This is a genomic window from Candidatus Thermoplasmatota archaeon, assembly GCA_030018475.1.
In the GTDB taxonomy this organism is placed as follows: Archaea; Thermoplasmatota; JASEFT01; order JASEFT01; family JASEFT01; genus JASEFT01.
In genome coordinates this window covers 14,710-39,971 of the sequence record JASEFT010000003.1, presented here as the reverse complement: position 1 = coordinate 39,971, position 25,262 = coordinate 14,710, and the positions used below count along the sequence as shown (strand labels likewise).

Genomic DNA, 25,262 nt, shown 5'->3' with positions numbered 1-25,262 from the left:
AACATTTGGGGATTATTAGATTTTAGCTTTAGTCTGTAGGAATGCTTGATAATTCTTCAGTATAAAAAGTAATAGGAATACCTTGATAGTTGCAATCTCCACATACTAATATCCCTAAAGTATCAGTGCATCTTGGTATTAAACCATCAGAAATCGTTCTTCCATGTAAATTTTTGCTACCACATTTCAGACATGCCTTAATCATATTTTAAATTTATTTCACTTCTCTTCTTTCATATACACAGTCCTTATCGGGAACGGTATTACTATACCTTCTTGCTTGTAGCGCTTGTGAAGCGCTTTTATAAACTCATGTGTAACAAGATACTTATCTACAAACTCGTTCACGCGGAGGATTACAGTAAAATTTATACTGAAATCGGAAAACGTATGGTATCTGATAAAAGGCTGAAACTCTTTATTCCCACCAGGCGTCTTCGATAGTACTTCTTTTGCAACTTCAATAGTTACCCTTTCTACCTTTTCTAAATCGCTATTATAGCTCACGCCAACCTGCACAAGACAAGCCATTTCTTTTTCAGGTGTGTAATAATTTGTAATTGTTGAATTTGCAAGCTTCGAGTTTGGTATTACTATAATGTTATTCGGCAAAGTTCTGATTTTTGTACTTCTCCACCCTATATCACTCACGTAACCGTCTTCTCCGTTTTCAAGTCTAATATAATCTCCAACCCTTATAGGACGGTCTGCCATGATGTAAAAACCTGCGAAAAAATTAGAGAGTGTTTCCTGCAAGGCAAAGGCTACTGCTATTCCCGCAATGCCCAATGTAGTAAGCAAAGGAGTAATAGAAATGCCAAGCTTATCAAATATTATCATTAAGCATATAAGATATATTACAAGCTGGAGCACTCTTTGGATAACCGGGGCTGTAGTTTTTATCCCTGGATATTTTATAGATTCGTATTTAATCAAGCCAGCAACGATTTTTACGATGCAATAGCCTATTACGAAAACCACAGTGACAAATAGAGAAGGGTGAATATAGCCACTAACATCAGGAGGTAATTTTATGTATTGCAGTACAAACCCCATTCCTGCAAGAATGAATACTATTACAACTGGAGTTCTTATGGCGCTTATCACAACGTCATCAATCTTAGTCTTAGTGCGCTTAGCGAATTTTACAATATAAGTATCAAGAGCCCATCTAACAGCGTAGCCTACGAGAATAAAAAGTATGAGCGCAAGTGTCAGCATTATATAGCTTGAGTATTGCGACAGGAAATTTGCAATTTCTGCGAACATATTTGTGATATAACACTGAGGCAATTTAACGTTTTTCATCCTATCGAAAATATTATTAATTTCTACAATTCTTCAAAATCAATGAAATATCTTTTTAGCGCACCTCAAGAGCTCAATATTCTATTGAAAAAGCGAAACAAATTTATCATGCTCGATTACGATGGCACGCTTACACCAATAGTTGAAAAGCCGGAACTCGCTGTTTTACATAAGGATATGAACATTATTTTAAAAAAGTTAGCTGCTAAATATCCAATTGCGATAATAAGCGGAAGGTCTTTAAAAGAACTGAAAAATTTAGTTAAAGTAGACGGTATTTACTATGCAGGCAATCACGGCTTTGAGATAAGTAATGATACTGAGTACATTCACCCAAGTGCTGCCTTAACTCAACCAATAATCAGAGAAGTGTGCTCTAAGTTAGATAGAAAATTAAAAAGAATAAAAGGAGTAATTGTAGAAAATAAAGGTTTAACCGCAAGTGTTCACTATAGGATGGTTTCAGAAAAATATGTTGAGAGCTTAAAAGCAAGTTTAAGAGAATTCCTAAAGCCTTATCTTGAACGAGGGAAAATAAGAGTAACCAGAGGTAAGAAAGTATTCGAGTTGCGCCCTAATATTGATTGGGACAAAGGAAAAGCAATTGAGTGGCTCGTTAAAGTAACGAATAAAGAGGCTTATTTACCTTTATATATAGGCGATGATAGAACTGACGAGGACGCTTTTCTAGTACTGCGCGAAAAAGGGCTTGGGATTTTAGTCACTCTTTATAAAAAGGAATCATTCGCAAAATATTTTGTAAAAAATGTTGCTGAGGTGGAAAAATTTCTTAACTTCTTGCTTTAAGTAACTACCTCTCTAAACACTTTCCAAATCTTTTCTAGATTATGCTTTAGGTAACATGCGTGCGCACTCTTTGCGCCTTTAATACCCAGCTCCAAAGCTTTTCTAGGATGCGAAAATAATAAAGAGATTTTAGTTGCGAGTTCATCACTATCTTTAGCTTTGAAAACATATCCATTCTTTCCCTCTTTTACTAACTCAGCTACGCCTGCACTTTCACTAACAACAACAGGCGTTTCATAAAGCCAAGACTCTATGACCACAAGCCCGAAACCTTCGACTAAAGATGGCAGTACAGTAACGTCAGCCCTTGTATATGCGCATTCCAGATCTTCCTCACTTGCATACCCAGTAAATATTAATTTCTTACTTACTTTATGTGCTTTAGCAATTCTTTCCAACTCATCATGCCATTTCGTTCCTTTGGGCCTTCCAAGACCGCCTCGCTTTGCAGATGAAAAACTACCATCGCCTACAAGTAGCAATTTAGCTTCCGTGAATTCTTTAACAACTTTCCCGAGAGCTTCCACAGCAATATTCTGACCTTTCATGGGGTCTAATCTTGCAACTACAAGTATTATTTTATCTTTATCTTTAATACCAAATTTTCTGCAGAAATCATTTAAGGCTTGCTTTGATGGCTTCTTATAAGTTCTCTCATCTATATGCGGGTATATCTGACAAACCCTTCCTTTGAATCCTGCTTTTAAAAGACTTTCTTTATACTTACTGCAACTCACTATTACCGCATCGTAATGACTGAGATATTTTAGCAAAAACTCGCGCCATTCAGGCAGTAATTTTTCTAAGTAAACTGGTATGTGCCATCTAAAAACCTTAGGAGCCACAGGTCCTAGCATTGAGCCTACTAAAAGCTGCTGAAAATCATGTAGATAGAAAAGATCGAAGTCATGCTTTAGATGAAGATCGAGCATTTTTTGTGCGCAGAGCCAGTTATAGCGTGCGAAATCTGAAAAATAATGTGTGTGAATACTCATTTCGCCTAAATAATGCACATTGCGCCACATGCATTCTTTAAAATGGCCGTAGCCCAATAGCTCATGAGGCTCTATCTCAAAGCGATGTAAGAATATTTCTTTATCTATAACCGATACCTCAGGACCTATAGGATTCAAGGAAACCCAGTGGGGTTTATGGATTAATTTTCTCCCCCTTAGCTCTTTAAGGAGCGGATAGAGCATTCTGGTTACTCCACCTGTAGCGAAGTCGTAATCTTCGCCTCTTACAAGGAGCTCTATTGGCACAGCCTCAGGTAGCTCGCTGTATTTTTCAAACAACTCCTCAGCACTGACTTTAAATCTAACCAATGGAGTTTGCGAATTAACACATATTCTTAACATTAATGCTCAACATAACTTTGATGCTTTAAATCATTTTCGTTAGACGTGGTCGTCGAAAAAATCTAAATTTTTAGTGCCCAGCCAGCATAACAATAACTTATATATCGAAAACGACAAAAATAAAGAACGAGCTTATAATCAGCCAAATGTTAATGTTTATATACATGATGAAGAATTGTAATTTCACAGATGAATAACTACACTGCCAAAGGGCCATTTGTATTCTACACGCGATTCAATCTTGCAGAATTCATCGGCAGAAAAGCAAAAAATTTAAACGAGCTTTTGGAGGGTATAAAAAATGTCTCAGGCTCTGTAATTTATTATCATACATATAACTTTTTGTATCTACATCATTATCTAACGCCCCAGCCGCCTAGCGAATTCGCTTTTTGGGTATCTAACGTACTACATGATGAAGAACTAGGTGAAACGCTATCTACAATCGACCCAACAAACTACTCAACAATTGCTGATTTGAGAAAAGATATTATTTCTAAGATAGAAAAACATATTACCAAACATCCAGAAAAAGCACAAAATAGTGTACCGTCTGGTATGGAGTTTTTCTTTAGAAAAGCTGTCACATTCATCGTTCCAACACGTTATTCGGCACATAATCTGCAGGAATTTGTAGAGTGTCTAAAGAAGATCAGTATCAACTCACTATGTTTCCATATAATTGAATCTACTCTTAGGTTAGAGCGCGGGAAAAATGATTTCTCGAATTGGCTTGAAAATAGTGTTGAGGATACAGTACTTGCAGAGAAAGTTGCTCGCATAGATATTTACAGATACACACTAGAAGAGTTGCGAGAATTGCTTATTAAGATGATAGGGGGCGTTCAAAAGCAGTGAATAACATCTCACAGTATAAACCGATTGTAGGCGAAGAAGTAATTGAAGATCTTTATTTACTAGCTGAAAAGTTATCCGGTAAGGTCATACAAAATATTAGTGCTACCGCTGTAGGTGGGGGCGTTGCAGAAATTTTGCACACAATAATACCCCGTCTAAAAGATTTAGGTGTTGACGCACGTTGGGACTTAATTAAAGGTGGTGAGGATTTTTTTAAAGTTACCAAGAAACTCCATAATGCGCTTCATAACAGATACGCAGAGATTTTGGAAAAAGATTTTGAGATTTATTTGACAACTATAGATAAGAATGCCAAAGAAATCTCTTTTTATGGAGATATCATATTTGTGCACGACCCTCAACCGGCGGCATTAATCCAAAAGAAAGCAGAGCTACATAGTAAATGGATTTGGCGCTGCCATATTGATTTATCAGAGCCTCAAGAGCACGCTTGGAACTTTCTAAAAAAATTCATAACTCAATACGATGCATCTGTGTTTACAGCATCTCAGTTTGCGCAACCATTACCAATACCGCAAGTTATAATACCCCCATCAATAGATCCACTTAGCGATAAAAACAAAGAGCTGTCGGAGCATTTCATAGAACGCATATTGGATAAACACGGCATAAAGCGTGAGAAGCCCATAATCACACAGGTATCGCGGTTCGATAAACTCAAAGACCCCTTGGGAGTGATTGAAACTTATAGAACTGTAAAGAAATCCATTGAGTGCCAGCTTTTACTCATCGGTGGAAGCGCTGCGGATGACCCAGAGGGTAGTGCAGTATTAGCAGAAGTAAATGAAAAAGCCACAGTAGATAGAGATATTCACATACTCACCGATTTGTATGATGAAGAAGTGAATGCTTTGCAACGGGCATCTGATGTAATACTGCAGAAATCTATCAAAGAAGGCTTTGGATTAACTGTGACCGAAGCGCTTTGGAAGGAGAAGCCTGTAGTAGCTTCCGCAACTGGCGGCATACCATTACAAATTAAGCACAATGTAACAGGCCTTTTATGTCATAGCATTTCTGGTGCTGCCTACTGGGTTAAACAGCTACTTAAATATCCTAAATACGCTAAAGAACTTGGAAGGAATGGTAGGGAGCATGTAAAATATAACTTTTTAATTACAAGACATATCAAAGATTGTATGCTTCTTTTCCTCTCTATGGATAAGCAGGGTGATATCATCCAACTGTAGGTAGTACTTTGGAAAAAATTGAAAGGTAGTACAACAATTTCTTTTTAAGAAAAGAAATGATTTTCATAGAAACTTTTAAATTCTCTTAAATCCTACTTCTATTCGGTGAGTGAAAAAATGGCGGAAGTTTTGAAAGCAAAAAAGAGCGCAGTTAAAGGTAGCGGTATTGCAAGAATAAATACAGAGATTGCAAAAAAGCTTGGAGTCAAAGCCCGTGATAGCATAGAGGTGCGCAAAGGCGATAAATTCCTATATTTAAAAGCAGTTGCCGACAAGCTTATAGCAAAAAACGAAATTTCGATTAGGGGAGATGATTTAATGAAATTAGGCGCTGCTGAAGGCGAAGATCTAACTGTAACGAGGGTAATACCTGCAAAAGAGATTATAAAGAAAAGGGTTGAGAAGGCAAAGGTAAGAGTAAAGAAAATAAAAGAGAGGGTAAAGAAAAGAGTAGAGAAAGCAAAAAAGAAGCTGAAGAAAATAGCTAAGAAGAAAAAATAATTTCTTTTTTTATTTTGCAGGAAAAAGCATAAAAGCCAAGCCTAGCAATATACAAGGTGCTATGAGTCCTATTTCGAATCCGCCTATCTGTCTTGTACCGTCTGATACGTAGTAGAGTATATCATTTAAAAGCGAAGTAATCAGCACTAAAATTAAGTAAGATGAAAATGCGATCAAGCATCCTCTGACAATTCTAAATTGCCATTCCCCAGATATTTTTTGTTTAGTTCGCTCTAACTCTTTCAGTCTTTCATCCCATCTAAAAGCTTTATAAATCTCTTCTAGAGCTATTTCTTCTTCCATCTGACCTTTTTAACAATTCCTTTGAGCTTAACAAGCTTTCTGCCTTTTCCTTTCCTGACTTCAGGCTCTGCCGTTTTTATAGCTTTTCCCGGCTTCACACTCTCCCTACATAATTTTATTACCCCAGAGCATGCAAGACAACCTCGCTCTTTACTATCCCAGCACTGCGCTCTGCAAATCCATCTACCGCAGAAAGGGCATTGAGTAATTTTAGCTCTTTGTATTACTCCTTTACACAAATCGCATACAAAATTATCTAAAGAAAGAATATCTGATTTTGGCGCTTCACCCTGCTCTCGAATTTTAGTAATTTTACTTATTACAAAATCGTAAAGTTTTTGTTCCCTTGCTTTCATTGGCTACAAAATACTTTACACTAATAATAATTCTTTTGCTTAGCACCAAGTTTAAGTATTGAGTTACAAATTTAGTAGTATGGTAAATATAGCGGAAATTTGCAAAAAGTATGATGTCAATGAGCGCATCATACGCGAGATTATAAGATTGCAAGCTGTTAATAATAAAACTCAGAGATTGAGAGAAATAGAGGATTTGTTAGATGATTCTTAAAGAACTTGAGTTAGAAAACTACAAAATATTCTACGGCAATAACGTACTCAGATTCGATGGTAATAAAAAGATTTTTGTTATTGAAGGTATGAATGGGTATGGTAAATCAACCTTAGTTGAAAGTATATTGTTCGCGCTCTATGGAAAAGCTTCTGGCAAGGTTATAAACGAATATGCAACTCAAAGAAACGAGAGTTTTTGTAGAGTAAATTTAGAATTCGAGCATGACGGTAATAGTTACAGAGCAGAGCGTAAAATAGTAAATGGAAAAGAAGATTTTACATTAAAAGTTAACGGCTCTAAAAGCTTGCTAAAAATTGAAAATATAATTCCTGAGAGTATAGCCAAGTTCTCAATAATGGACTGCGAAAAATTTGCGCGAGTTATTGGCGGACTTAGTTTTGAAGAGATCTGGGGCATAAAAGAACTTAAAGATGCTAAAAATGATTTAGAACTCTTAAAATCCAAATTAGAACGCTCGCTAAGCAAGTTTGAAAAAATGAAGTTAGTAGTTAAGAAAGCGCTTGGACTCGAAGTTAATAGATTAGAAGCTCGTAAGCTAGAGAAATTAGTAACGGAAGAAAACAAAAAAATAAAGATTTTGAGCTCTAAAATCGATGAGTTAGAAACGTTAAGCAGAGCGAAAGAGTTTTTAGAGAAGGAAAAGGAGTTTAGGCAAAATTTTCAGGCGCTTATTTTAAAAACTCTTTTAGAGGAGGCTGTGAAAGTAATTTTAAAAAGGAAAGACGAAGCTATAAAAGCGCGTTTAAAGCAAGGTCGATTATCTGCGGAAAGAGAACTTTTAGAGAAAATATTGGCTGAAGAAAAATGTATATGCGGTAGCAAACTATCAACTTCGCATTTCGGCAAGCGTGAAATAGCTAGTTTAGCGAGCAGGTTAAGAAAGGAAGAGGAGCTTTTTGCAAGTCTACCACTTGAAGGATATGCACAAAGTAGCTATGAACTGAATTCAGCAGCTGAAAAAACAAGAAACTTGAAAATTAATGTAGAAGAGTTAAAAAAAGAGCGAAAAGAGCTTTTACATGCTATTCCTAAAGCTAGGAATTTAAATTTTGCTGATTTGACTAAAAAGCTCGAAGAGCTTAAATTAGAGAGGAAGGCAAGAGAGCTTAGAGTGATAGAACTTGAAGAAGAGTATAAGAATGTAGCGAAAAAGATTAGAAAATTCAAGTCTAGGAGCAGGAAAAATATCTTGCTGAAAATTAGAAAATTAGAAAATTTGATATGCGCATTTGACGAAATTATAGAATGCAAAAGCAGAGAAGAAAGTGCAGCTATGACTGAGAGGGCATCTCATACCCTAAAGCGACTTACAAACAAGCCTGCGGAATATGAAGGAATAGCATTAGATAGTACTGGAAAACTAGAAATGTTAGGAAGCGCTTTGGAAAGACTCTCAGATGGAGAGCTACAAATAGTAGGACTGTCACTAATTGCAGGGCTTAGTAACGAGTTCCTTGTTATAGATGCGCCTTTTACAAGACTTGATAGCATTCACAAAAAGAACTTAATTGCAAACTTACAAAAATTAGCCAATCAGCTAATAATTTTAGTTACAGATGAAGATTATAAAGATATAAAAGAATTTGCAGATAGCTCTTGGGAGTTAGTTCACAACGAGACTATAAGGAGCTCGAGAATAAAATGCATATCTTAATAAGTAAAAATTTTAATTCGAAAATATCGCGACTACTCGAAAAAGGTATTCTTAGTAGTAAAGAAGAAGCTGTAGAAGTGGCTTGCACACTTGGCTTAATTTATAACGAAAAGAAGACTATCAAAGATCGTGTAGCTCTAGAGCTCGATAGCTTTGATGAAAACAAAATTTTTGCTGTTATTGCAAGCGCTAGAAATCCTAAACTTATAACTGAGCAAGAAGTCATCTCAGAGCTAGAGAAATACATAGAATCAGGAAGTCTGAGATTAGATGAAAAATTCGATTTTTACGAAGTTTACGATAGCATCAAAAAGTTAGATTTCGGGCTGTTTTAGATTTTAACGAAAATTATATATCACATTAAAGACTTACATATGTTGCGGGGTTGGAAAAATGGTAAAAGGCAAAGGTATTATAGAGCGTGCGAAAGCAGGTTTAAGAGCCCACCCTGTAGCAATATCTAAAAAAGTAGATATCTACTTAAGCGAGCGCTTACCCGAGCTTATGGACGAGTACAAACTAGCGACTAAGCGCGACCTTGAGGATATAGACAAAAGATTTGTAGGCTATGAAACAGAGATTTCGGAGATTGACAGTTGGAAATCAGAAACTATAAAACGCGTTGATAATATTGAAAAAAGGGTAGAAAGGGCGGAGATTAAATATGGAGTGAAAGGGTGAATTGAAAATGGATGTTGAATTCTTGTATGGGTTCTTGTTTGCAATAGTGCTTCTTATTGCGATTGCGATTTGGCTCTGGGCTATGTGGCGAATAAAGAAAGCAATAGTACCTGTACCCAGTCATGTCGAGTTGTATTTCGATGAGCATTTCAAAGATATAGTTAAAGAATGGGATTTGCAGTCAAGAGCTGACGTTAAAACGTGGTGTGCAGAAATTGGTAAGAAGCTGGATTCTATAGGTAAAGGGTTAGAAAAAATCAAAAAGTTCAGAACAAGCTTCGAGCCACGATTAGAGAAGTTAGAATCCACATTAAATAAACTAGAAGCAGCTTAAAAGGGAGAGAGAAATGTTGAGTGAAATCGGAGCTGCAATTGCAGCCAATTTTGTTCTTCTAGCAGTACTCATAGGCATGATAATATTAGTAATCGCTATAGGAAGAACTATAGTGAAAGTTAAGAGTGCAAAGCAGGCTGCACGATTAGCAGAAATAGGCTTGGACGGTAAAAAACTTGAAATTCTGTCGAAAAAAGCTTATTTTGAAGGCTTGAAAAACGCATCTGTAATTCTCAGTGATGAGGAGCGCGAAAGGGTAGAATCTACAAAAGCAGACTCAGCTGTACTGTCGCGAAGAACTGTTGGATTAATGAACGAAATTGAAGCTCGCACACAAAGACTTGAGATAGGTCATGATCTTGCAAGGCTGACAGATACTCTAAATAAAGTAAAGAAATATGAAAGAGGGTTGTTTAGAAACATAGGTGGTGATTAAAATGGAATATAGCACAGAAGCGGAAGTGCCTGTAGAGTATGGGCGTGAAAGTGTTTGGGAAAGAATAAAAAAATTCTTTATAGGCGAAGAAGTAGTTCACGCACCTGAAGTAGCGTATAGGAGAAGGCTCTGGGATTCTAGAATTGAAAGATACTTAGATGAGAATTTCGATGACTACATTGCAGAATATAATTTAGTAACTAAAAACGACTTGCTAGTTTACGAACAAAGATACAGTGCTATGGATGAGAAGCTAAAATTACTTGACGATTTTACCTTAGATATAGATGCAAAAGTTACTGGTTTAGAGCGAAGGGTAGAAGTTATAACTAAAAAGAAAAAATGAGAGAAGCTGAAGATAAAAGATTGGAAGGCTCACTTGTCAGCTATGTACTTGCACAAGAGGATTTGGAGCTGAGACTTGAAGATTTAAGAAAATTTCTCAGAGCTATCAATATTGAATTAGACCTTGAAACTTTAAGAAAAGAAGTTTACAATACAAAAAAATGCATTGCTAAAAAAAGAGAATGGGCGGAACTTGAAGCGAGATTATTTACGAAGGAAGGTACTGTAAGAAAATATAGATTCGGCTCTGATTTCTGTCCCAAATGCAAAATGTATAAAAACTACGAAAAAGAATGCCCTTACTGTAAATATTTAGAAATGGCTAAATAGGTGATAAAAAATGTTGCTATCAGAACTGAAAGGCTATAGTGGATTCACAGCTTTAGGCGATAAACTTGGTAAAGTGCACTGCTCTGTAATGAACACCAAAACATGGACTGTAGAAAATATAATTTTGAAGAAAGCACTGAGAAAGCCGCAGGAATACAAATTTGCAGCAATAAAAAATCTAGAAGAAGCAAAGAAGAGAATTGTTTTAGAAGGCAAGGGAAGCGCTATTGGTGAAGTCAGCTTAGTGCATATGCCTTGCTGCGAACTCATGAAGAAAAAAGTACTTAGCAGCGACGGAAAAGATGCAGGTAAAATTTACGATTTAGTAATTGCTACTCAATTCTCGCCTTGGAAAATAGATAAAATTTTAATTTATATCAAGCCTTTAGAACGAAGATTAAGATTGGATGCTAGCGAAATAAAATCAATTACTGAGAATATAACGTTAACAAAAACTTATAACGAGCTTAGAGGAATAAAAGAGTAGCTGGAAAGGGACTCTAAACTTCAAGAATTTTTTCTGAAATGAATTTTTTAAGTTCGTCATCGTCAGGAAGAGAGATAGTTTTCCTTATCTTCTCAGTACCGTCGGGTAAATAGTACCCTCTAGTAATAGAAATATAGATACTCTCTTCTTCAGGCGATACTTTTGCCTTTCTTCGCGCTACTTCCATGAAATTATTTCTGCCGAATTTTATTCTTTCTGATTTTATAGTCTCGTACATTACCATTTTGAGCACCTTTGAACTTTTTGATGAGTTATCCTTTTATAAAGTATAAAAGTTTATGCTCTATGTAAGTTCACAAACTTCTCGAAACTTCTATCGTAGGTTCTTTCTGACTCTTTGCTAAATGCGCATGCAGGTAGCTCGCGCCTTCTCAAATGGTATCTAATGCATTCGCAACACATTCCTTTCTTATCGCAAGGCTCGTAGGTGCAGTTGCAGTTCTTTCTGTTGTGTTCTTGATTTGGACATTCTTTTAACATCTCTTTTCAACTCTCTCGCTTCTCTTTCATCAACTTAACTGCTTTATCAACAATATTCTCTGCGCTCAACCCATATTTCTCCATAAGCTCCTCTGCAGAGCCGCTCTCTCCAAAAACGTCTGGGATGCCAATTCTTTCAACTCGCACAGGCTTATCTTCACATACTACATAGCTTACCATTGCGCCAAGCCCGTTAAAAATAGAATGCTCTTCTGCTGTTATTATCAGATTTGTTTCTTCAGCAACCTTTTTTATAAGCGCTCTATCAATAGGCTTGATTGTATGAATATTAATAACTTTTGCATTTATGCCTCTTTCGGCAAGTTCTTGCGCTGCAATCAAACATTTAGATACCATTATACCTGTAGCTATAAGTGCGATATCCTTACCGTCTTTTAAGACATTACCTTTACCGAGCTCAAACTTATCATCTCCTTTCGTTACTGTCGGCACATCTTCTCTTCCAAGTCTGATATAGAAAGGTCCTTGCGCATTAATGCAAGCTCGTACAGCTTTCTTTGTTTCTATCGCATCGCAAGGGACAACAACTTTCATATTTGGTAAAGTTGTCATTATACCTAAATCGTCAATGCACTGATGTGATGCTCCATCTGCTCCTACAGTAACGCCTCCGTGCGTTGCAACTATTTTCACATTTAAGTTCTGATAAGCAATAGATTGTCGTATCTGGTCCAAAGCTCTACCACTAGCAAACACTGCAAACGTAGACGCAATTACAATTTTATTGCTAAGCGCTAGCCCAGCAGCTGTAGTGAACATGTTTTGCTCTGCAACACCAAAATTAAAAAATCTTGATGGATAGCTTTTTTCGAACTCAGAAGTTCTTGTTGAAGTAGAAAGGTCTGCAGTCAGCGCAACTAAATCATTGCACTCCTTACCAAGTTCTACCAAAACTTCTCCAAACGCTTTCCTTTGATTTGCTTTCTTCCATTCAATCATTTTTCTAATTCTTTCATTGCTTGCTCGTACTGCTCTTTATTAGGCGCTTTGCCATGGAACTCAGCAGTATTTTCCATAAAAGATACTCCTTTTCCTTTAATTGTATGCGCTATTATCATTACAGGCTTGGATTTAACCTGCTTAGCCCAATCTACAGCGTTTATTATTTCTTCAAAATTATGGCCGTCTATTTCTTTCACTTCCCAGCCGAAAGCTTTCCATTTATCTGCCAAAGGCTCTAATGATAGAATTTTTTCTGTAAAATCGTCTAGCTGAATTCTGTTTCGGTCTAGAAATACAATTAAATTATCTAGTTTGTGGTGCGCTGCGAAAAGTGCAGCTTCCCAAATATTGCCTTCGTTGCTCTCGCCGTCGCCAATAAGTGCATAAACTTTATAATCTTTTTTATCGATTTTAGCAGCCAGCGCCATACCTATAGCCATGCTTAAACCTTGCCCTAAAGAGCCTGTACTTGCCTCTAGATAAGGTAGCTTCAAAACTGATGGATGGCCTTGTAATCTAGAGCCTAACTTGCGGAGCGTAAATAACTCATCAATTGCAAAATAGCCGCTTTCTGCTAAAGCTGCATACAGTGCTGGGCATGAATGACCTTTACTCAATACAAATCTATCACGCTCACTCCACTTATGATCTTTAGGGTCGTGCCTTAGAATATGGAAGTAGAGTGCTGTGACAATATCTGCACATGACAAACTGCCGCCAGGATGCCCTGAGCCTGCGCGGTAAGTCATTTCAACAATCCAGCGCCGAATAATTTTTGCCTGCGCCGCTAACTTTTTAATAACTGATTCTTCAACCAACTTTTATATCGAAAAGAAATTAAATTACAAACTAATAAACAATTCTACGAATACATCCTTCGCCAGCAGCTAGACTCTTACAGCGTTGCAGCTGTTTTCACAAAAGCTCAAATTATCATTAAGCAGAGCCTTGCTTAACGGTCTGGCATAATAATAAATATCGTAGTCACCAGTTCTATTATCATGCCATACAATGCAAGCAACGTTGTTTAAAGCATCGTAGACCATCGCAGGTACTTTATGGTCTCCACTCGCATTATCGTCATCTATCCTAATATCACTCAACTGCCATGTTATGCCGCCGTCTGTAGAGTAGTTATAGTAAATGCTGTAACAAGTACCTCTTCTATTATCGTACCATGCTACGTGTATATTAATTTCGCCACTAACTGCAATGCAGGGCTCTCTATCGTCAGTAGTTGCAGTTCTTAGAGCAACTGCAGTAGCCCATACACTACCATCGATAGCGGTGGCTTTCCTAAAGTAAATGTCTCTATTTGTACCAGAGACTTCCGTAAATTGCAATACTGGACCAATAGTTATCATAAGTTGTAGTTATATCTCCTTCTGCAAGCCATGTAGAGCCTCCATCTGTAGAGCGACGGTACTCTAAATCTCTATACGTTGTTTCAGAATATGTAACGATAACAAGGTCGCCGTTACTGCTGACTGCTATGTTAGGATATTCTGCAGCTGTATCTAGAGCTATAGGTGTGTCCCATGCAGAGCCGCCGTTTGTTGACCTAACGTAATAAATGTCGTTAGCAGCATCTGCTTCGTAGACTACATGCACGTAAGCTTGAGCACCTGTCCCGTTAACTGCAATTGCAGGTCTGACTAGACCTGAACCTGATACTACAGTAACTTCACTAGACCAAGTTGCTCCTACATCTGCAGATTTAGAAAATTTAATACCTCCGTCATCGCGCCAGACTACATATAAAATATAATCGGTACCGATGGCGATATCAGCTGAGGTTTGGTCACCAGCGGTAACGCTGCTCACTTTTATATTACCGAGAGCAACACCTGTAATAAACCAAGTATTGTTTGCAGATTCTAGATTATTTCCAGCTACATCTTTTGCATCGGTAGATAAATTGCTCCAGTATTTAGTCTCGGCTGTGAGTGGTGAAGATGGCGTGAATATGCACTGATTTCCAGAACGATGAGTAGGAGCCTGCGATAGGGCTAGGCATACAATCTTGGTATACTTTAAAGTTAGCTTCTACGGAAGCTTGATTCATGGGCTCGCTAAATGTTTTTGTAATTATTGTTTTTGGCTATAAATAAATATTGTTTAGCTAGGTATAGATTTGTACAGCGATAAACAAACTATATATTTTGAGTCCATGTTTTCGGTACTTCCATAAACACAAGATAGCCTTTGCCAACTTCAAGCTCGAAATTGCTTATATTTGTGCCTACAGGATGAGTTATAAATCTATCTAGTGCGTTATCCCAGCACGCAACTGCTCCGCAGCTGCCGATACTTGCTGCTAAATCGCTCGCTCTTGATAGGCTTGCATTAATAACACCTATATTTGCCCACCCTCTGTTTAGAGATACTGCCACGGTTACTATTTTACTACCTTTTACTACAAATTTAGTTGTGCCATTCACTATATAAACAAGATAGCCTCTGCCTGGCTCTAGTATGAAGTCATTTGCGCCTGTCTTCCTATTATATATTCTAAATTCGGTACCAGTCCAATTAGAGACTTGCGTGCAATTATCGCCTATAGCTTCAGCTAGTTGAGAGGCATTTGTTATACTAGAATTACTATAAGGCAAAGAGATGTAATTCCAGCTCTGCCTCAAATAGAAAGTAAATCCCTTTACGACTATTATCGTCACGCTTTTTTCGTTATTATATGCTTTTTCATCAACTGGAAGAAGAGTTTCGAGCTTTATTCTGTATTTACCCGGTTCTGTGAACTCATAGCTCCAGAGTAATAGCTCTGTGGAATACTGCGATAGCACGGTGGTAGTAAGTTTAGTCTCGTTCCAGAGCTCTGTTTCAGACGGTAAGCTTGCTTTAATCTCTACATCGTCCAAATACCAGCCAGCCCTGTTACCTATACCATCGGAAGTGAAATGGAAGCCAAGTTGAACTGTGTTGCCTTTATAACTAGTTATATCTAAGCTGACTTTACGCCATTCTGTTACGTTCATTTCACCGCTAAAGCATGCAATTTTATCCCAAGTTCCGTTAGCAGTTTTTAATTTCACCCAGCCCAGATCGTAGCCGTTTTCTATCTTATGGAAATGCCAGAAAGTTAAATTTATTCTTGTCGCATTTGAAGGGAGTGTTATATTTGGGCTCAGTAGCCAGTCGTCTTCATTATAGCCATAATCACCGTTAAGATTAGTAGCCCAGCACTGACTACCAGAATACGCGAAAGTTATTCCGTATGTTGGAGTGCCTTTTTTCCAAACATTACTTGCAGGAGTTACGTTCCAATTACCTGTACCAGTGTACTCGAAACTGTCATTAAGAATAGTTGCCTCGTAGTCTGAATTTACTCTATAGACCTTGCAGGAAACATTAAATACATCTTGACTCTGCATACCGTAGTTCTTTGCTTCGCCTTCAATTGAATAACTACCTTGCGAATATTCGTTCCCTTCTTTAAAAGGGCTTATAGATTCAACACCGACATCGTTATTATAAGAAACTTCGACTGTCAATTTTACAGATGCGTTTATACTGGTATTACTCTGCGATCTTGCTGTAAAATTAATTTCGTATTCGCCGCTTGTAGCAGTTGGATCTGGAGTTACATTAAGAGCAACTTGCGCACGTGCATTGCTGTTGATTGCTAAACTGCTTACATTAGGCGCTATTGTCCAGCCTGTAATAGCAGATGCACTGATAGTATAAATGTCGTTAGCATATCCATTATTCCAGATTGAGATATTGAAGCTAACTTCCTGGCCTGGGTTTGCCTGCCTGTAGCTTTCAGTACAAGTTACATTTACATGGTAAGGAAGTACTTGATAGGGGTTAGATGCTATTTTAGCAAGGTATAAAGCTGCCTCTATATTATCTTGACATACTATTGGTATTTTTGCAGGGTCTGGGTAGAAAGTGCCTGCCGCCGATTGTTTAGGATAAAGCTCTATTGCAAATGCAAAAGTACCTACCTCTGCATAAAGCCAGTCATGGTCGCCACCAGAAGTTATATACAAATCGCTTGATTGCTTAACTGTATATTTTGTGCCACCGCCCGCATTGTTAGGTATTAGCTCGCTCATCTTGTTTGCAATTGTCTTGAATACTGTATAATCAGGCTCTGGAACAGGACTACTTGTACAGCCCCATGGGTAAAGTATTAATTCACCATAGCTATGGTAAGCTATCTCAAATACAAATTTCTCCCTCAGTGCCAAATCTCTCATAGCCTTAGTCTCTAGCTCTGAGAAAGGAGCTGTGCCTCTATAATCTTGAGCGCTGGTTCTGCCTCCAGAGCCTGCGCCGCCCCACTTATAACCGTAATTTCTATTGATATCAACTCCGAAGCTACCGTCTCCGTTAGGGAATCTATTCTTGCGCCATGATTTTGCAGTTGAAGGGTCATCTGTGCCGTCGTAAACTCTACCATCAGGATTTACGCAAGGCACTACCCAAATCTCGTTGCAATCAACTAAATTTTTTAATGTTAAATTAGTTTCGTAACCATCTGTTAAATAATTTATTATATACAACGGAACTTCTATGCTCAGCCACTCACGTGCATGATGTGCGCCGTTATAAATAACTGCAGGCTCGTCTTCATCTAATTCAACGTTGTCTGAAATTTTAACAGCCCATATATCTCTACCCTCCCATGTCTTACCTATACTCAATAGCTTTGCTATGCTCTTATGATCTGTGGCAACCTGTTGTAGTTCAGCTACCAGCTCGTCCCAAGAGTGGTATGCAGTAGCTTTTGCCTCTTGAAACGCAATTAGAGGAGAGGCTGGGCTTCCTAAAGTGGTAGTGAATAAAACTAAAGCAATAGCAAAAGTTAGTATTCTTATGCTACCGAAACGCATATTTGCACCTTTATATTTGATAAGTGTGTCGTTCGCATAGAAATACTTTACCACGAGCTTTGCCCAGTTCAGTACATCCAGCATGCAACTTTATGATCACCCATAGCGCTCAGACTCGGCTCCATTTCTTTACAAATTGGCTTTGCATGCTCGCATCTAGTATAGAACTTGCAGCCTTTCGGCGGCGAAATGAGGTTAGGAGACTCTCCTTTAAGTATCACTCTCGCCCTTTGCGCTATATCAGCAGAAGGTATAGATGAAAATAGCGCTTGAGTATATGGGTGTAGAGGATTTGAGAATATCTCATCTGTAGTGCCACTTTCTATAAATTTACCACCATACATTACCGCAATTCTATCTGCAATATTTCTTACAATACCTAGATTATGAGTTATAAAAAGATATGTTAGCCCGTAGTATTTTTGCAGGTCCATTAGTAAATTAAGTATTTGCGCTTGTACAGAAACGTCAAGAGCGCTTGTAGGCTCGTCAAGAACTAGAAATTTAGGTTTTAGAGCAAGAGCTCTTGCAATACATATTCTCTGCTTCTGCCCTCCGCTGAACTCGTGCGGATATTTATCTAAATGCTGTTTCTCAAGACCTACTTTTTCAAAAAGTTCACTTACATTTTTTTCAATCACTTCACTACTAGCTAGTTTATGGATTATTAAAGGCTCTGCCACTGCTTTACCAACAGGAATTCTTGGGTCGAGCGCTGCTTCAGGGTCTTGAAATACAATTTGCATTTTCTGCCTTAAAACTCTTAACTCCTCTTTGCTTAATTTTAAGATGTTTTTGCGCTCGAAATAAATCTCGCCTGATGTAGGCTCAATGAGCCTTAAAATAGTTCTTCCCAAAGTAGTTTTACCGCAGCCGCTCTCACCAACTAGTGCGAAAGTCTCTTTCTCAGCTATACTAAAACTTACGTTATCAACAGCACGCACACAACTCGATGATTTTCTCAGTAGCGCCTTTACTGTAAAATATTTTTTTAAGTTTAGAACTTCAACTAACATTTTCTATTATTTTAAAGCAAGCGATTTCGTGCCCTTTACCCAAAGATCTCAATTCAGGTTCTCTTTCTTTGCACTCAGAGGTAGCAAACTTACATCTAGGCGCAAACCTACATCCTTTAGGTAGAGAGATGAGGTCTGGAGGCATGCCTTCTATAGCTTCTAACCTGCGCTTTTCTGTGAATTTAGGAATTGCATTAAGCAGCCCTACAGTATAAGGATGCTTTGGTGCTGTGAAAATTGTCTTTACATCGCTACATTCTACAATTTTACCTGCGTACATTACTGCGACTCTATCGCAAAGTTCTGCAACTATCCCTAAATCGTGAGTAATGAGTAAAACAGAGTGACGAAGCTCGCTCTTTAGCTCTTTTATAAGCTCTAAAATTTGCGATTCTGTAGTTACATCTAGAGCTGTTGTAGGCTCGTCCGCAATTAGTAGCTTAGGCTTGCATACAAGTGCCATTGCTATCATACATCTCTGTCTCATACCGCCGCTCAACTCGTGTGGATATTGATCTATTACTTTCTTGGGCAATGGTATTTTCACTAATTTTAGTAACTCTATTGCTTTCTCACGCGCTTGCTTTTTAGAATATTCTCTGTTATGCAAAAGTACAGTTTCTACAAGCTGATTGCCAATTGTATAGACTGGGTTTAGAGAGCTCATAGGCTCTTGGAATATCATTGCAATCTTGCTACCCCTAATGTTTCTCAGCCCTTCCTCTTTGAGGCTAACTATATCAAGACCTTCAAATATTATTTTACCTTCTACTATCCTTGCATTTGATGAGAGTAATTTAAGTATAGAGAGTGCAGTTACAGTTTTACCGCAGCCGCTCTCGCCAACCAGCCCTAAAATTTCATCCTCTTTTATTTCTAAATTTATTCCATCTACAGCTCTGACTACTCCTTTATAGGTATAAAAATGAGTTTTCAAATTCTCTATCTTTAACAAAGGCTCTTTCATCTTTTTTTTATCACATTCTCCTTAATTTAGGGTCTAGAATATCGCGCAATCCATCGCCAAACAAGTTGAATCCAAGCACTGCAAAGAATATAGCTAACCCTGGGAAGAAAGAATGCCACCAATAACTACTAAGAAATCTAGAGCCTTCAGCTACCATTAAACCCCATTCTGCAGTACCTGCTTGCGCACCTGCTCCTATAAAGCTAAGCCCTGCAGCTATGAGTATAACTCTGCCCATATCCATAGTTGCAGCTACAATCACAGGCGCTAAAGAGTTAGGCAAGATATGATTGAATATTATTCTTCTATCTTTAGCTCCTAGAGCGCGTGAAGCTTCTATATAAAGACGCTCTTTTGTAGAGAGTACCTGCCCCCTGACTATTCTTGCATAGCTAGGCCACCAAATTAGAGATAACGCTATCATTGTGCATGTGAGCTTATCAACTTTAGGAATGCTAGCAGCTACAGCTAGAGTAAATGCAATTGCCAGCACCAAGCCTGGTATAGACATGAAAATATCTGTGATTCTCATTATTATTTCGTCAACTCGCTTTCCAAAATAGCCTGAAATCAGTCCCAGACAAATACCTATTAACAATGCAGCAACAACTACTACAAGCCCTGTTCTTAAAGATACTCTTGCGCCATAAAGCGCCATACTGAAAATATCTATTCCCATATGGTTTGTACCGAATGGATGCTCGTAACTAGGAGGTAGGTTCTCATCTTCCGTTATAGTCCAATCTTCGATGTGACATGGAAATATGCCCACCCATTCGTCTCTATATGTTTTAGGATGCTGAACTGCAACCCAAGGTGCTAAAATAGCTCCTAAAACTAGTATTAGAATTATGACCAAGCCTGCAAGTGCAAGAGGGCTTTTCAGTATCAAGTAAAGACTGAATTTCAATTCTTTTTTTCGAGCTTTGCTTATTAACATTTTTTAACCATACCTTATTCTAGGATCGATTATACAGTAAAGTATGTCTACTATTAGGTTTGCAATTACGAATATGAACGCAACAAGTAATGTAAATCCCATGATTGCAGAATAGTCTAAATTTTTTATTGCATCTACTGCATAGCAGCCTATTCCATCCCATGAGAATATAGTCTCTGTCAGCACAGAGCCTGCGAGCAATGCGCCGTAGCTCATACCTATAACAGTAACAGTTGGTATGAGCGCATTTCTAAGAGCATGCTTATAAATAACTTTCCTTTCACGTAGCCCTTTTGCTCTTGCAGTTCTTATATAATCTTCACCAAGCACTTCCAACATGCTAGAGCGCATCACTCTTGTTATTGTAGCCAGCATAACGAAAGCCAGACAAATGCTTGGCATTATCAGATGTTTTATATTATCTACTAAAAGGTCGAGTCTTCCTACAATCAAATTATCTATAGTATATAATCCAGTAATGGTTTGCGCTACTTCGCCTCTACCTATAGCTGGCAGAATACCTAGCCTATAATAGAATATGTACTTCAGCGCAAGTCCAAGCCAGAATATAGGTATAGAGGCGCCTGCTAGCGCGAAAATCCTAGATAAAATGTCTGGGAGTTTATCTCTTTTAGTTGCAGAAACCACTCCTAAAGGTATTCCTATAATTATTGCAATAATTGTAGCGAAGGTAGTGAGCTCGAAAGTAGCTGGAAAATAGGTAATTAAATCTCTTGCTACAGGATTGCCAGTAGTTGCAGAAATACCTAAATCGCCATGAAATAAGTTGCTTAAGTAATAAAAATATTGTATATGTAGAGGCTCGTTAAGTTTGAATTTCTCTTTTGTGATATTCACTTGCTCAGGCGTTGATTTAATACCACCTGCCCACATATATGCAGGATCGCCTGGAATTGAGTGTGCAAGAGCAAAAACTATAATACTGACTCCGAGCAGTATTGGTATTAGCAGCAATAATCTCCTTATAATATAATGCCAAAGCTTGATTTTCTACCACCTTCTCTTCAGTAACAATTTTCCAATAATCGCTATAACGACAATTACGCAAATTACTATTACAGCTAGGACTATGTGTCTTGTAGGCAGTGGCTTAGCTACTATTACAAGCTCCCAGTAGCGTGGTCCGTTGTTCTCGTAGTTAGTATCGTAATCAGGCTCGATAGTTAAAGAGATATTTGCATTAGTACCTACGAAAATATAGCTCTCAGTAACCACATCTTGATATTCATTTGTGTTTATAGTTACAAATACCGTGTAATTATCTATCAATGTGTAATTAGCACTTTCAACTAATTTAAGAGTGCTCACCCCTCTTCCATCTGTAATGTTCACGTATATTTTTACATAGGCAGGTGCAGAATGATTTAAATTATAAAGTCTTATAACTAATTGATAACCTTCTTCACTCCACACATTACCCAAAGGTGCTATAAGTCCTCCTTGCCCTAAAATAGAAATGTCAGAGACCAAAAGTTCAAACTCATAGCTCTGTGGTAAATTGTTTTCTAGATTTGCATCCAGTTCAGGCGAAATAAAAACGCTGACTTTAGCTTTACCTAAACCTTTAAATCTATAAGGCTTAGTAACAATTTCTGTATAATTTCCTTGCGATATTAAAATTTGTATTTGGTTTGGAGCTGTAACTGTATAATCTTCAGTTTCTTCTAGCTCTAAAGTAGTGGTTCCTGTGTCATCTGTTACATTTACAAAAATTGTAATACTAGTTGAGACTGAATAATTAAGATTATAAAGTCTAAGTTTGAAAGTTTGATTTGTATTTATCAATATTTCTTTTTTATCGAATACAAGTCCTCCTGGCGGCATGCCTTCGGGTGCAATAATAGAGATATCCGGGGGATAAAGCACTATAGTAATATTCAATAATTTCCATATTTTGCCAGCTGAGATATTAATTAGCTCGTAACCGACAATAGGTGGCGAATAGTAAGTTATCATTACTTTACCAGTATCGTCAGTAATACTTGTTGTAGCGTTTAGCGACCCGCCTATAGAAAATTCTAAACTGAAATTTACTATTATACCTGATATTGTGCGATTGTATTCGTCAAGCACTGTTACCACAATAATAGAAGAGCTGTTTATGTGAACTGTAGAAGGCACTTTAACAGAGAGATTTGCAGGCTCGCGCTGAGTTAGTATTAATTCTGTAGTATTCCAGACTCTATTTATAGAAGCGTTTATTATCACTTTACCGTGAATCAAGCCAGCAGTGTAAATTACAGAGGCTTTGCCGTAACTATCTGTAGTACAGGTATTGGTTGAAAGCTTGCCAGAACCTCGCTCTATCACGAAATTTATACTTGCTCCTGAAATTGGTGCTTCTGTGATGTTTAAGAAGGTTGCGGTTATTGTAGAGGTTGAATACCCGTCTGCAACTAAGTTTGGAGGACTGGCTGTCAAGGTTAACGAGGCGTAATCAGGCGTGTATAGTTTATGAAACAAGTAATACTGTGGACCATATCTTGCAGGATTGTATACATAGCCTTCTAGCCGATCTCTTCTCACGCCTAAAGTTAAAGCTTGATATAGCCATAGATAAGGTGCAAGCTCTTTTGTAAGCTCTTGAATTTCAGAATAAAGCTTTTCGCGCAAGCTTAAATTAGATTCTTGTTTCGCTTGTGATATTAGCTCGTCTAAAGTTGCATTTTGCAAAAATGCAAAATTAGCTGTACCGATTTGTGAAGAATGCAAGAACGGATGGGCATAGTTATCTGGATCTATATAATCAGGCATCCAAGCAACAGTTCCCATAGGCTCGTACCCGTTCTTAAGTCTTGCAATCCATACAGGGTCTGCGAGCATATCTAGCCAAACTGTTATTCCTATCTCAGCTAGCTGATTTTTTATATACTGAACAATATCCCTCCATGTAGGATCACCTTCCGGATAGATCAATCTAGTCTCAAATCCGTCAGGATAATCTGCTTCAGCTAAAAGCTCTCTCGCTTTAGTTAAATTCCTTTCGTAAGGTAGAATGCTTTCGTTATAGCCAAATATCTCTTTAGGAATAGGTCCTTGAAAGCGCCAGCCGTAGTTTCGAACCACATGTTGAATTATTGCATTGTAATCTATAGCGTAAGAGACAGCCTGTCTTACTTTTAATATCGATAGAGGATTAAATTTCTCTTGGCCAGGCAGCCCAACATTTGGTTTGCAGTTCATTGCTACATAAGAGATAATAAAAGTAGGCTTGCCAGCTTCTGAAATAATGCCCGGATAACCTATCACTTCACCAAGCTTATCCGGAGGTATAGATGCGTAATCTGACTCCCCTTTTTGTATTCGCCATACTTTATCATTAGGGGTTCTTATGAAGCATATCTCTATTCTATCTACATGTTTACCAGCCCAGCCACCCCAGTAAAGCTCGTTCTTTTCTAAAACTATTTTTTGGTGTTTAATCCATTCTACAAGTTTATAAGGTCCTGTGCCCATAGGATTATCCTTCATCGGCGGATTCCCTGGAGTTTCTACATAAATCGGGTCTACAATAGAAGCTACAGGACATGCTAGTATAGAGAGGAAAGCTGGGAACGGAAACTTTAAATCTACTTGAACTGTATATTCATCTAAAATTTGAGTACTTGATTCATTAATCACCTGACTTAGAATCCAAGAAGGAGCTTCGTTCATTCTTATTACTCTGTCCAGAGAATATTTAACTGCTGAAGCGTTACAGGGATTTCCTATAGAGAACTTCACATCTCTCCTCAAGTGGAAAGTATAGGTCTTTCCGTCTTCTGAAATATTCCATGATTCTGCCAAGCATGGCACAACCTCTGTGGATTCGCCTGAGTACGAAATTAAAGTATCGTAGATGTTTTGTATTACTCGCCAAGCTTCGCCTGTATAAGCAAGAGTAGTTGCAGGATCTAAAGAAGCAGGCTCCCCGGTAACGTCATGGACTAGCGTGGTAACTTCTTGAAGCGATGCTAATCTCGAAAAGTCGGATTGAATAGCTGGGTTTAAAGGTATATTTGTAAACATTACTAGCGCTAAAATTACTGTATAAAAGGTTTTTCTACTTCCTATCACTTTTGACATCATTAATACTAATATCGCTTATTTCTTATTTAAGTCTTAACCGTTCCACAAAGTAGTTTGAGTTACATATACTAGATACCCTTTACCTTTTATCAGCTCGAAATCACTAATCAAAGTTCCAACTGGATGTACGACAAACCTACCAGAGCTACTATCCCAGTAACTGACTGCGGTGCAGTTTCCTATCTGCAAAGCTAGCTCTCCTACTGTTACCGCCTCTTTAAACCATCCTATAGAATTCCAGCCTTTTTTAAGCTCTAACGTAAGTGATGTGATTTTGCTACCACAGAAAGTTGCAACAGTGCTTTCAGTTACGTAGACTAAATACCCAATTCCTTTCTCAATTGCAAAATTATTTATTCCAGAGCCTTTAACATAAATTTCGAATTTTTCAGAACTTAAATTCCATCTCGCTACTTGAGTACAGTTTGTTATGTTCTGTGCAAGGCTTTCTGCAGTATGGGAAATATCTAATGCTAGATTGATAAAATTCCAGCCTTTTTCCAGATTTAAAGTAACAGTTGAAACTTTCCATCCGAGCAGCCAAGTAACAGTACGATTCATTATAGTAGCTCTTATTGCAGCGCCGTTAATACCTTCAAATCCAAAACCAAAGTAGATAGCTCTATAAGTCGTGCCTTCTACTCTGATAACGCCTCCTTTACCTGCGTAAGTGCCTGTGCTCCAAATAAATACTCTCTGCGCACTTGCTTTAGTCCAGTTAGC

Annotated in this window: 31 protein-coding genes; 13 read left to right on the top strand and 18 right to left on the bottom strand. The window is 37.8% G+C overall.

From position 1 onward, the window contains the following. Positions 1–28: 28 nt before the first annotated feature. Together QMD21_01120 and QMD21_01115 are read right to left on the bottom strand one after the other, a co-directional pair. On the bottom strand, positions 29–205 hold the full coding sequence (locus QMD21_01120; protein MDI6855373.1) for a hypothetical protein: 177 nt from the start codon (positions 203–205) through the stop codon (positions 29–31). A gap of 14 nt (positions 206–219) precedes the next feature. After that, positions 220–1,308 carry a mechanosensitive ion channel family protein gene (locus QMD21_01115; GenBank protein MDI6855372.1) on the bottom strand — a complete coding sequence of 363 codons (1,089 nt, stop codon included), beginning with the start codon at positions 1,306–1,308 and terminating at the stop codon, positions 220–222. A 42-nt stretch (positions 1,309–1,350) separates the two neighbouring features. Here QMD21_01115 and otsB point away from each other — a divergent pair, with 42 nt between their 5' ends. Then, positions 1,351–2,115 (top strand): trehalose-phosphatase, encoded by a 765-nt coding sequence (gene otsB, locus QMD21_01110; protein ID MDI6855371.1) that lies wholly within the window; start codon positions 1,351–1,353, stop codon positions 2,113–2,115. On the opposite strand, the gene QMD21_01105 is transcribed toward otsB, so the two are convergent. Continuing rightward, on the bottom strand, positions 2,112–3,473 hold the full coding sequence (locus QMD21_01105) for a glycosyltransferase family 4 protein (protein MDI6855370.1): 1,362 nt from the start codon (positions 3,471–3,473) through the stop codon (positions 2,112–2,114). The two genes, otsB and QMD21_01105, sit on opposite strands and share 4 nt — an antisense overlap. Before the next feature lie 189 nt (positions 3,474–3,662). Between QMD21_01105 and QMD21_01100 the strand changes: the two genes are divergently transcribed. The 3 genes from QMD21_01100 to QMD21_01090 all read left to right on the top strand — a co-directional run bounded on the left by QMD21_01100 (position 3,663) and on the right by QMD21_01090 (position 6,043). Beyond that, on the top strand, positions 3,663–4,331 hold the full coding sequence (locus QMD21_01100) for a DUF5752 family protein (GenBank protein ID MDI6855369.1): 669 nt from the start codon (positions 3,663–3,665) through the stop codon (positions 4,329–4,331). Beyond that, the gene (locus QMD21_01095) at positions 4,328–5,542 is read left to right on the top strand and encodes a glycosyltransferase (GenBank protein ID MDI6855368.1); all 1,215 of its coding nucleotides are present in this window, start codon (positions 4,328–4,330) and stop codon (positions 5,540–5,542) included. Before QMD21_01100 ends, QMD21_01095 begins: the two co-directional genes overlap by 4 nt. A gap of 105 nt (positions 5,543–5,647) precedes the next feature. Then, positions 5,648–6,043 carry a hypothetical protein gene (locus tag QMD21_01090; protein ID MDI6855367.1) on the top strand — a complete coding sequence of 132 codons (396 nt, stop codon included), beginning with the start codon at positions 5,648–5,650 and terminating at the stop codon, positions 6,041–6,043. A gap of 9 nt (positions 6,044–6,052) precedes the next feature. Here the strand turns inward: QMD21_01090 and QMD21_01085 are convergent, their stop codons facing one another. Beyond that, positions 6,053–6,346 carry a hypothetical protein gene (locus tag QMD21_01085; protein MDI6855366.1) on the bottom strand — a complete coding sequence of 98 codons (294 nt, stop codon included), beginning with the start codon at positions 6,344–6,346 and terminating at the stop codon, positions 6,053–6,055. Next, on the bottom strand, positions 6,331–6,702 hold the full coding sequence (locus QMD21_01080) for a hypothetical protein (protein ID MDI6855365.1): 372 nt from the start codon (positions 6,700–6,702) through the stop codon (positions 6,331–6,333). The genes QMD21_01085 and QMD21_01080 overlap by 16 nt, the downstream gene beginning before the upstream one ends. 79 nt (positions 6,703–6,781) lie before the next feature. On the opposite strand from QMD21_01080, the gene QMD21_01075 reads away from it, so the two are divergent. Genes QMD21_01075 through QMD21_01035 form a run of 9 tightly spaced genes read left to right on the top strand, consistent with a single transcriptional unit; the run spans position 6,782 to position 11,207 of the window. Then, positions 6,782–6,916 carry a hypothetical protein gene (locus tag QMD21_01075; protein ID MDI6855364.1) on the top strand — a complete coding sequence of 45 codons (135 nt, stop codon included), beginning with the start codon at positions 6,782–6,784 and terminating at the stop codon, positions 6,914–6,916. Next, positions 6,906–8,594, top strand: coding sequence for an AAA family ATPase (locus QMD21_01070; protein ID MDI6855363.1), 1,689 nt, complete (start codon positions 6,906–6,908; stop codon positions 8,592–8,594). The genes QMD21_01075 and QMD21_01070 overlap by 11 nt, the downstream gene beginning before the upstream one ends. Further along, the gene (locus tag QMD21_01065; protein ID MDI6855362.1) at positions 8,582–8,929 is read left to right on the top strand and encodes a hypothetical protein; all 348 of its coding nucleotides are present in this window, start codon (positions 8,582–8,584) and stop codon (positions 8,927–8,929) included. Before QMD21_01070 ends, QMD21_01065 begins: the two co-directional genes overlap by 13 nt. 58 nt (positions 8,930–8,987) lie before the next feature. After that, complete coding sequence (locus QMD21_01060) at positions 8,988–9,275, top strand: hypothetical protein (GenBank protein ID MDI6855361.1); 288 nt, start codon at positions 8,988–8,990, stop codon at positions 9,273–9,275. Between the two features lie 7 nt (positions 9,276–9,282). Then, positions 9,283–9,609 carry a hypothetical protein gene (locus QMD21_01055; GenBank protein MDI6855360.1) on the top strand — a complete coding sequence of 109 codons (327 nt, stop codon included), beginning with the start codon at positions 9,283–9,285 and terminating at the stop codon, positions 9,607–9,609. Between the two features lie 13 nt (positions 9,610–9,622). Further along, positions 9,623–10,045, top strand: coding sequence for a hypothetical protein (locus tag QMD21_01050; GenBank protein ID MDI6855359.1), 423 nt, complete (start codon positions 9,623–9,625; stop codon positions 10,043–10,045). A 1-nt stretch (position 10,046) separates the two neighbouring features. Continuing rightward, positions 10,047–10,391, top strand: a complete 345-nt coding sequence (locus tag QMD21_01045) for a hypothetical protein (GenBank protein MDI6855358.1) — start codon at positions 10,047–10,049, stop codon at positions 10,389–10,391. Continuing rightward, the gene (locus QMD21_01040; protein ID MDI6855357.1) at positions 10,388–10,720 is read left to right on the top strand and encodes a hypothetical protein; all 333 of its coding nucleotides are present in this window, start codon (positions 10,388–10,390) and stop codon (positions 10,718–10,720) included. Before QMD21_01045 ends, QMD21_01040 begins: the two co-directional genes overlap by 4 nt. A 10-nt stretch (positions 10,721–10,730) precedes the next feature. Then, positions 10,731–11,207, top strand: a complete 477-nt coding sequence (locus QMD21_01035) for a hypothetical protein (GenBank protein ID MDI6855356.1) — start codon at positions 10,731–10,733, stop codon at positions 11,205–11,207. Positions 11,208–11,220: 13 nt separating this feature from the next. Here the strand turns inward: QMD21_01035 and QMD21_01030 are convergent, their stop codons facing one another. The 13 genes from QMD21_01030 to QMD21_00970 all read right to left on the bottom strand — a co-directional run. Further along, the gene (locus QMD21_01030; protein ID MDI6855355.1) at positions 11,221–11,451 is read right to left on the bottom strand and encodes a hypothetical protein; all 231 of its coding nucleotides are present in this window, start codon (positions 11,449–11,451) and stop codon (positions 11,221–11,223) included. Positions 11,452–11,504: 53 nt separating this feature from the next. After that, positions 11,505–11,708 carry a DUF6485 family protein gene (locus tag QMD21_01025; protein ID MDI6855354.1) on the bottom strand — a complete coding sequence of 68 codons (204 nt, stop codon included), beginning with the start codon at positions 11,706–11,708 and terminating at the stop codon, positions 11,505–11,507. A 6-nt stretch (positions 11,709–11,714) separates the two neighbouring features. After that, complete coding sequence (locus QMD21_01020; GenBank protein MDI6855353.1) at positions 11,715–12,668, bottom strand: transketolase family protein; 954 nt, start codon at positions 12,666–12,668, stop codon at positions 11,715–11,717. Then, positions 12,665–13,489 carry a transketolase gene (locus tag QMD21_01015; GenBank protein ID MDI6855352.1) on the bottom strand — a complete coding sequence of 275 codons (825 nt, stop codon included), beginning with the start codon at positions 13,487–13,489 and terminating at the stop codon, positions 12,665–12,667. Before QMD21_01015 ends, QMD21_01020 begins: the two co-directional genes overlap by 4 nt. Before the next feature lie 69 nt (positions 13,490–13,558). Beyond that, positions 13,559–14,035: a hypothetical protein gene (locus QMD21_01010; GenBank protein ID MDI6855351.1), complete on the bottom strand. Its 477-nt coding sequence runs from the start codon at positions 14,033–14,035 to the stop codon at positions 13,559–13,561. Next, complete coding sequence (locus QMD21_01005; GenBank protein MDI6855350.1) at positions 13,983–14,495, bottom strand: sialidase family protein; 513 nt, start codon at positions 14,493–14,495, stop codon at positions 13,983–13,985. The genes QMD21_01010 and QMD21_01005 overlap by 53 nt, the downstream gene beginning before the upstream one ends. A 329-nt stretch (positions 14,496–14,824) precedes the next feature. Beyond that, complete coding sequence (locus QMD21_01000; GenBank protein MDI6855349.1) at positions 14,825–17,611, bottom strand: M14 family zinc carboxypeptidase; 2,787 nt, start codon at positions 17,609–17,611, stop codon at positions 14,825–14,827. Continuing rightward, positions 17,596–18,543, bottom strand: a complete 948-nt coding sequence (locus QMD21_00995) for an ATP-binding cassette domain-containing protein (protein ID MDI6855348.1) — start codon at positions 18,541–18,543, stop codon at positions 17,596–17,598. The genes QMD21_01000 and QMD21_00995 overlap by 16 nt, the downstream gene beginning before the upstream one ends. After that, positions 18,533–19,510, bottom strand: coding sequence for an ABC transporter ATP-binding protein (locus tag QMD21_00990; GenBank protein MDI6855347.1), 978 nt, complete (start codon positions 19,508–19,510; stop codon positions 18,533–18,535). Before QMD21_00990 ends, QMD21_00995 begins: the two co-directional genes overlap by 11 nt. 10 nt (positions 19,511–19,520) lie before the next feature. Continuing rightward, positions 19,521–20,450, bottom strand: a complete 930-nt coding sequence (locus QMD21_00985) for an ABC transporter permease (protein ID MDI6855346.1) — start codon at positions 20,448–20,450, stop codon at positions 19,521–19,523. A gap of 3 nt (positions 20,451–20,453) precedes the next feature. Next, positions 20,454–21,458: an ABC transporter permease gene (locus tag QMD21_00980; protein ID MDI6855345.1), complete on the bottom strand. Its 1,005-nt coding sequence runs from the start codon at positions 21,456–21,458 to the stop codon at positions 20,454–20,456. A gap of 3 nt (positions 21,459–21,461) precedes the next feature. After that, positions 21,462–24,536 carry an ABC transporter substrate-binding protein gene (locus QMD21_00975; protein ID MDI6855344.1) on the bottom strand — a complete coding sequence of 1,025 codons (3,075 nt, stop codon included), beginning with the start codon at positions 24,534–24,536 and terminating at the stop codon, positions 21,462–21,464. 36 nt (positions 24,537–24,572) lie between these two features. Continuing rightward, a partial coding sequence (locus QMD21_00970) for a hypothetical protein (GenBank protein ID MDI6855343.1) occupies positions 24,573–25,262 on the bottom strand: 690 nt, incomplete at its 5' end.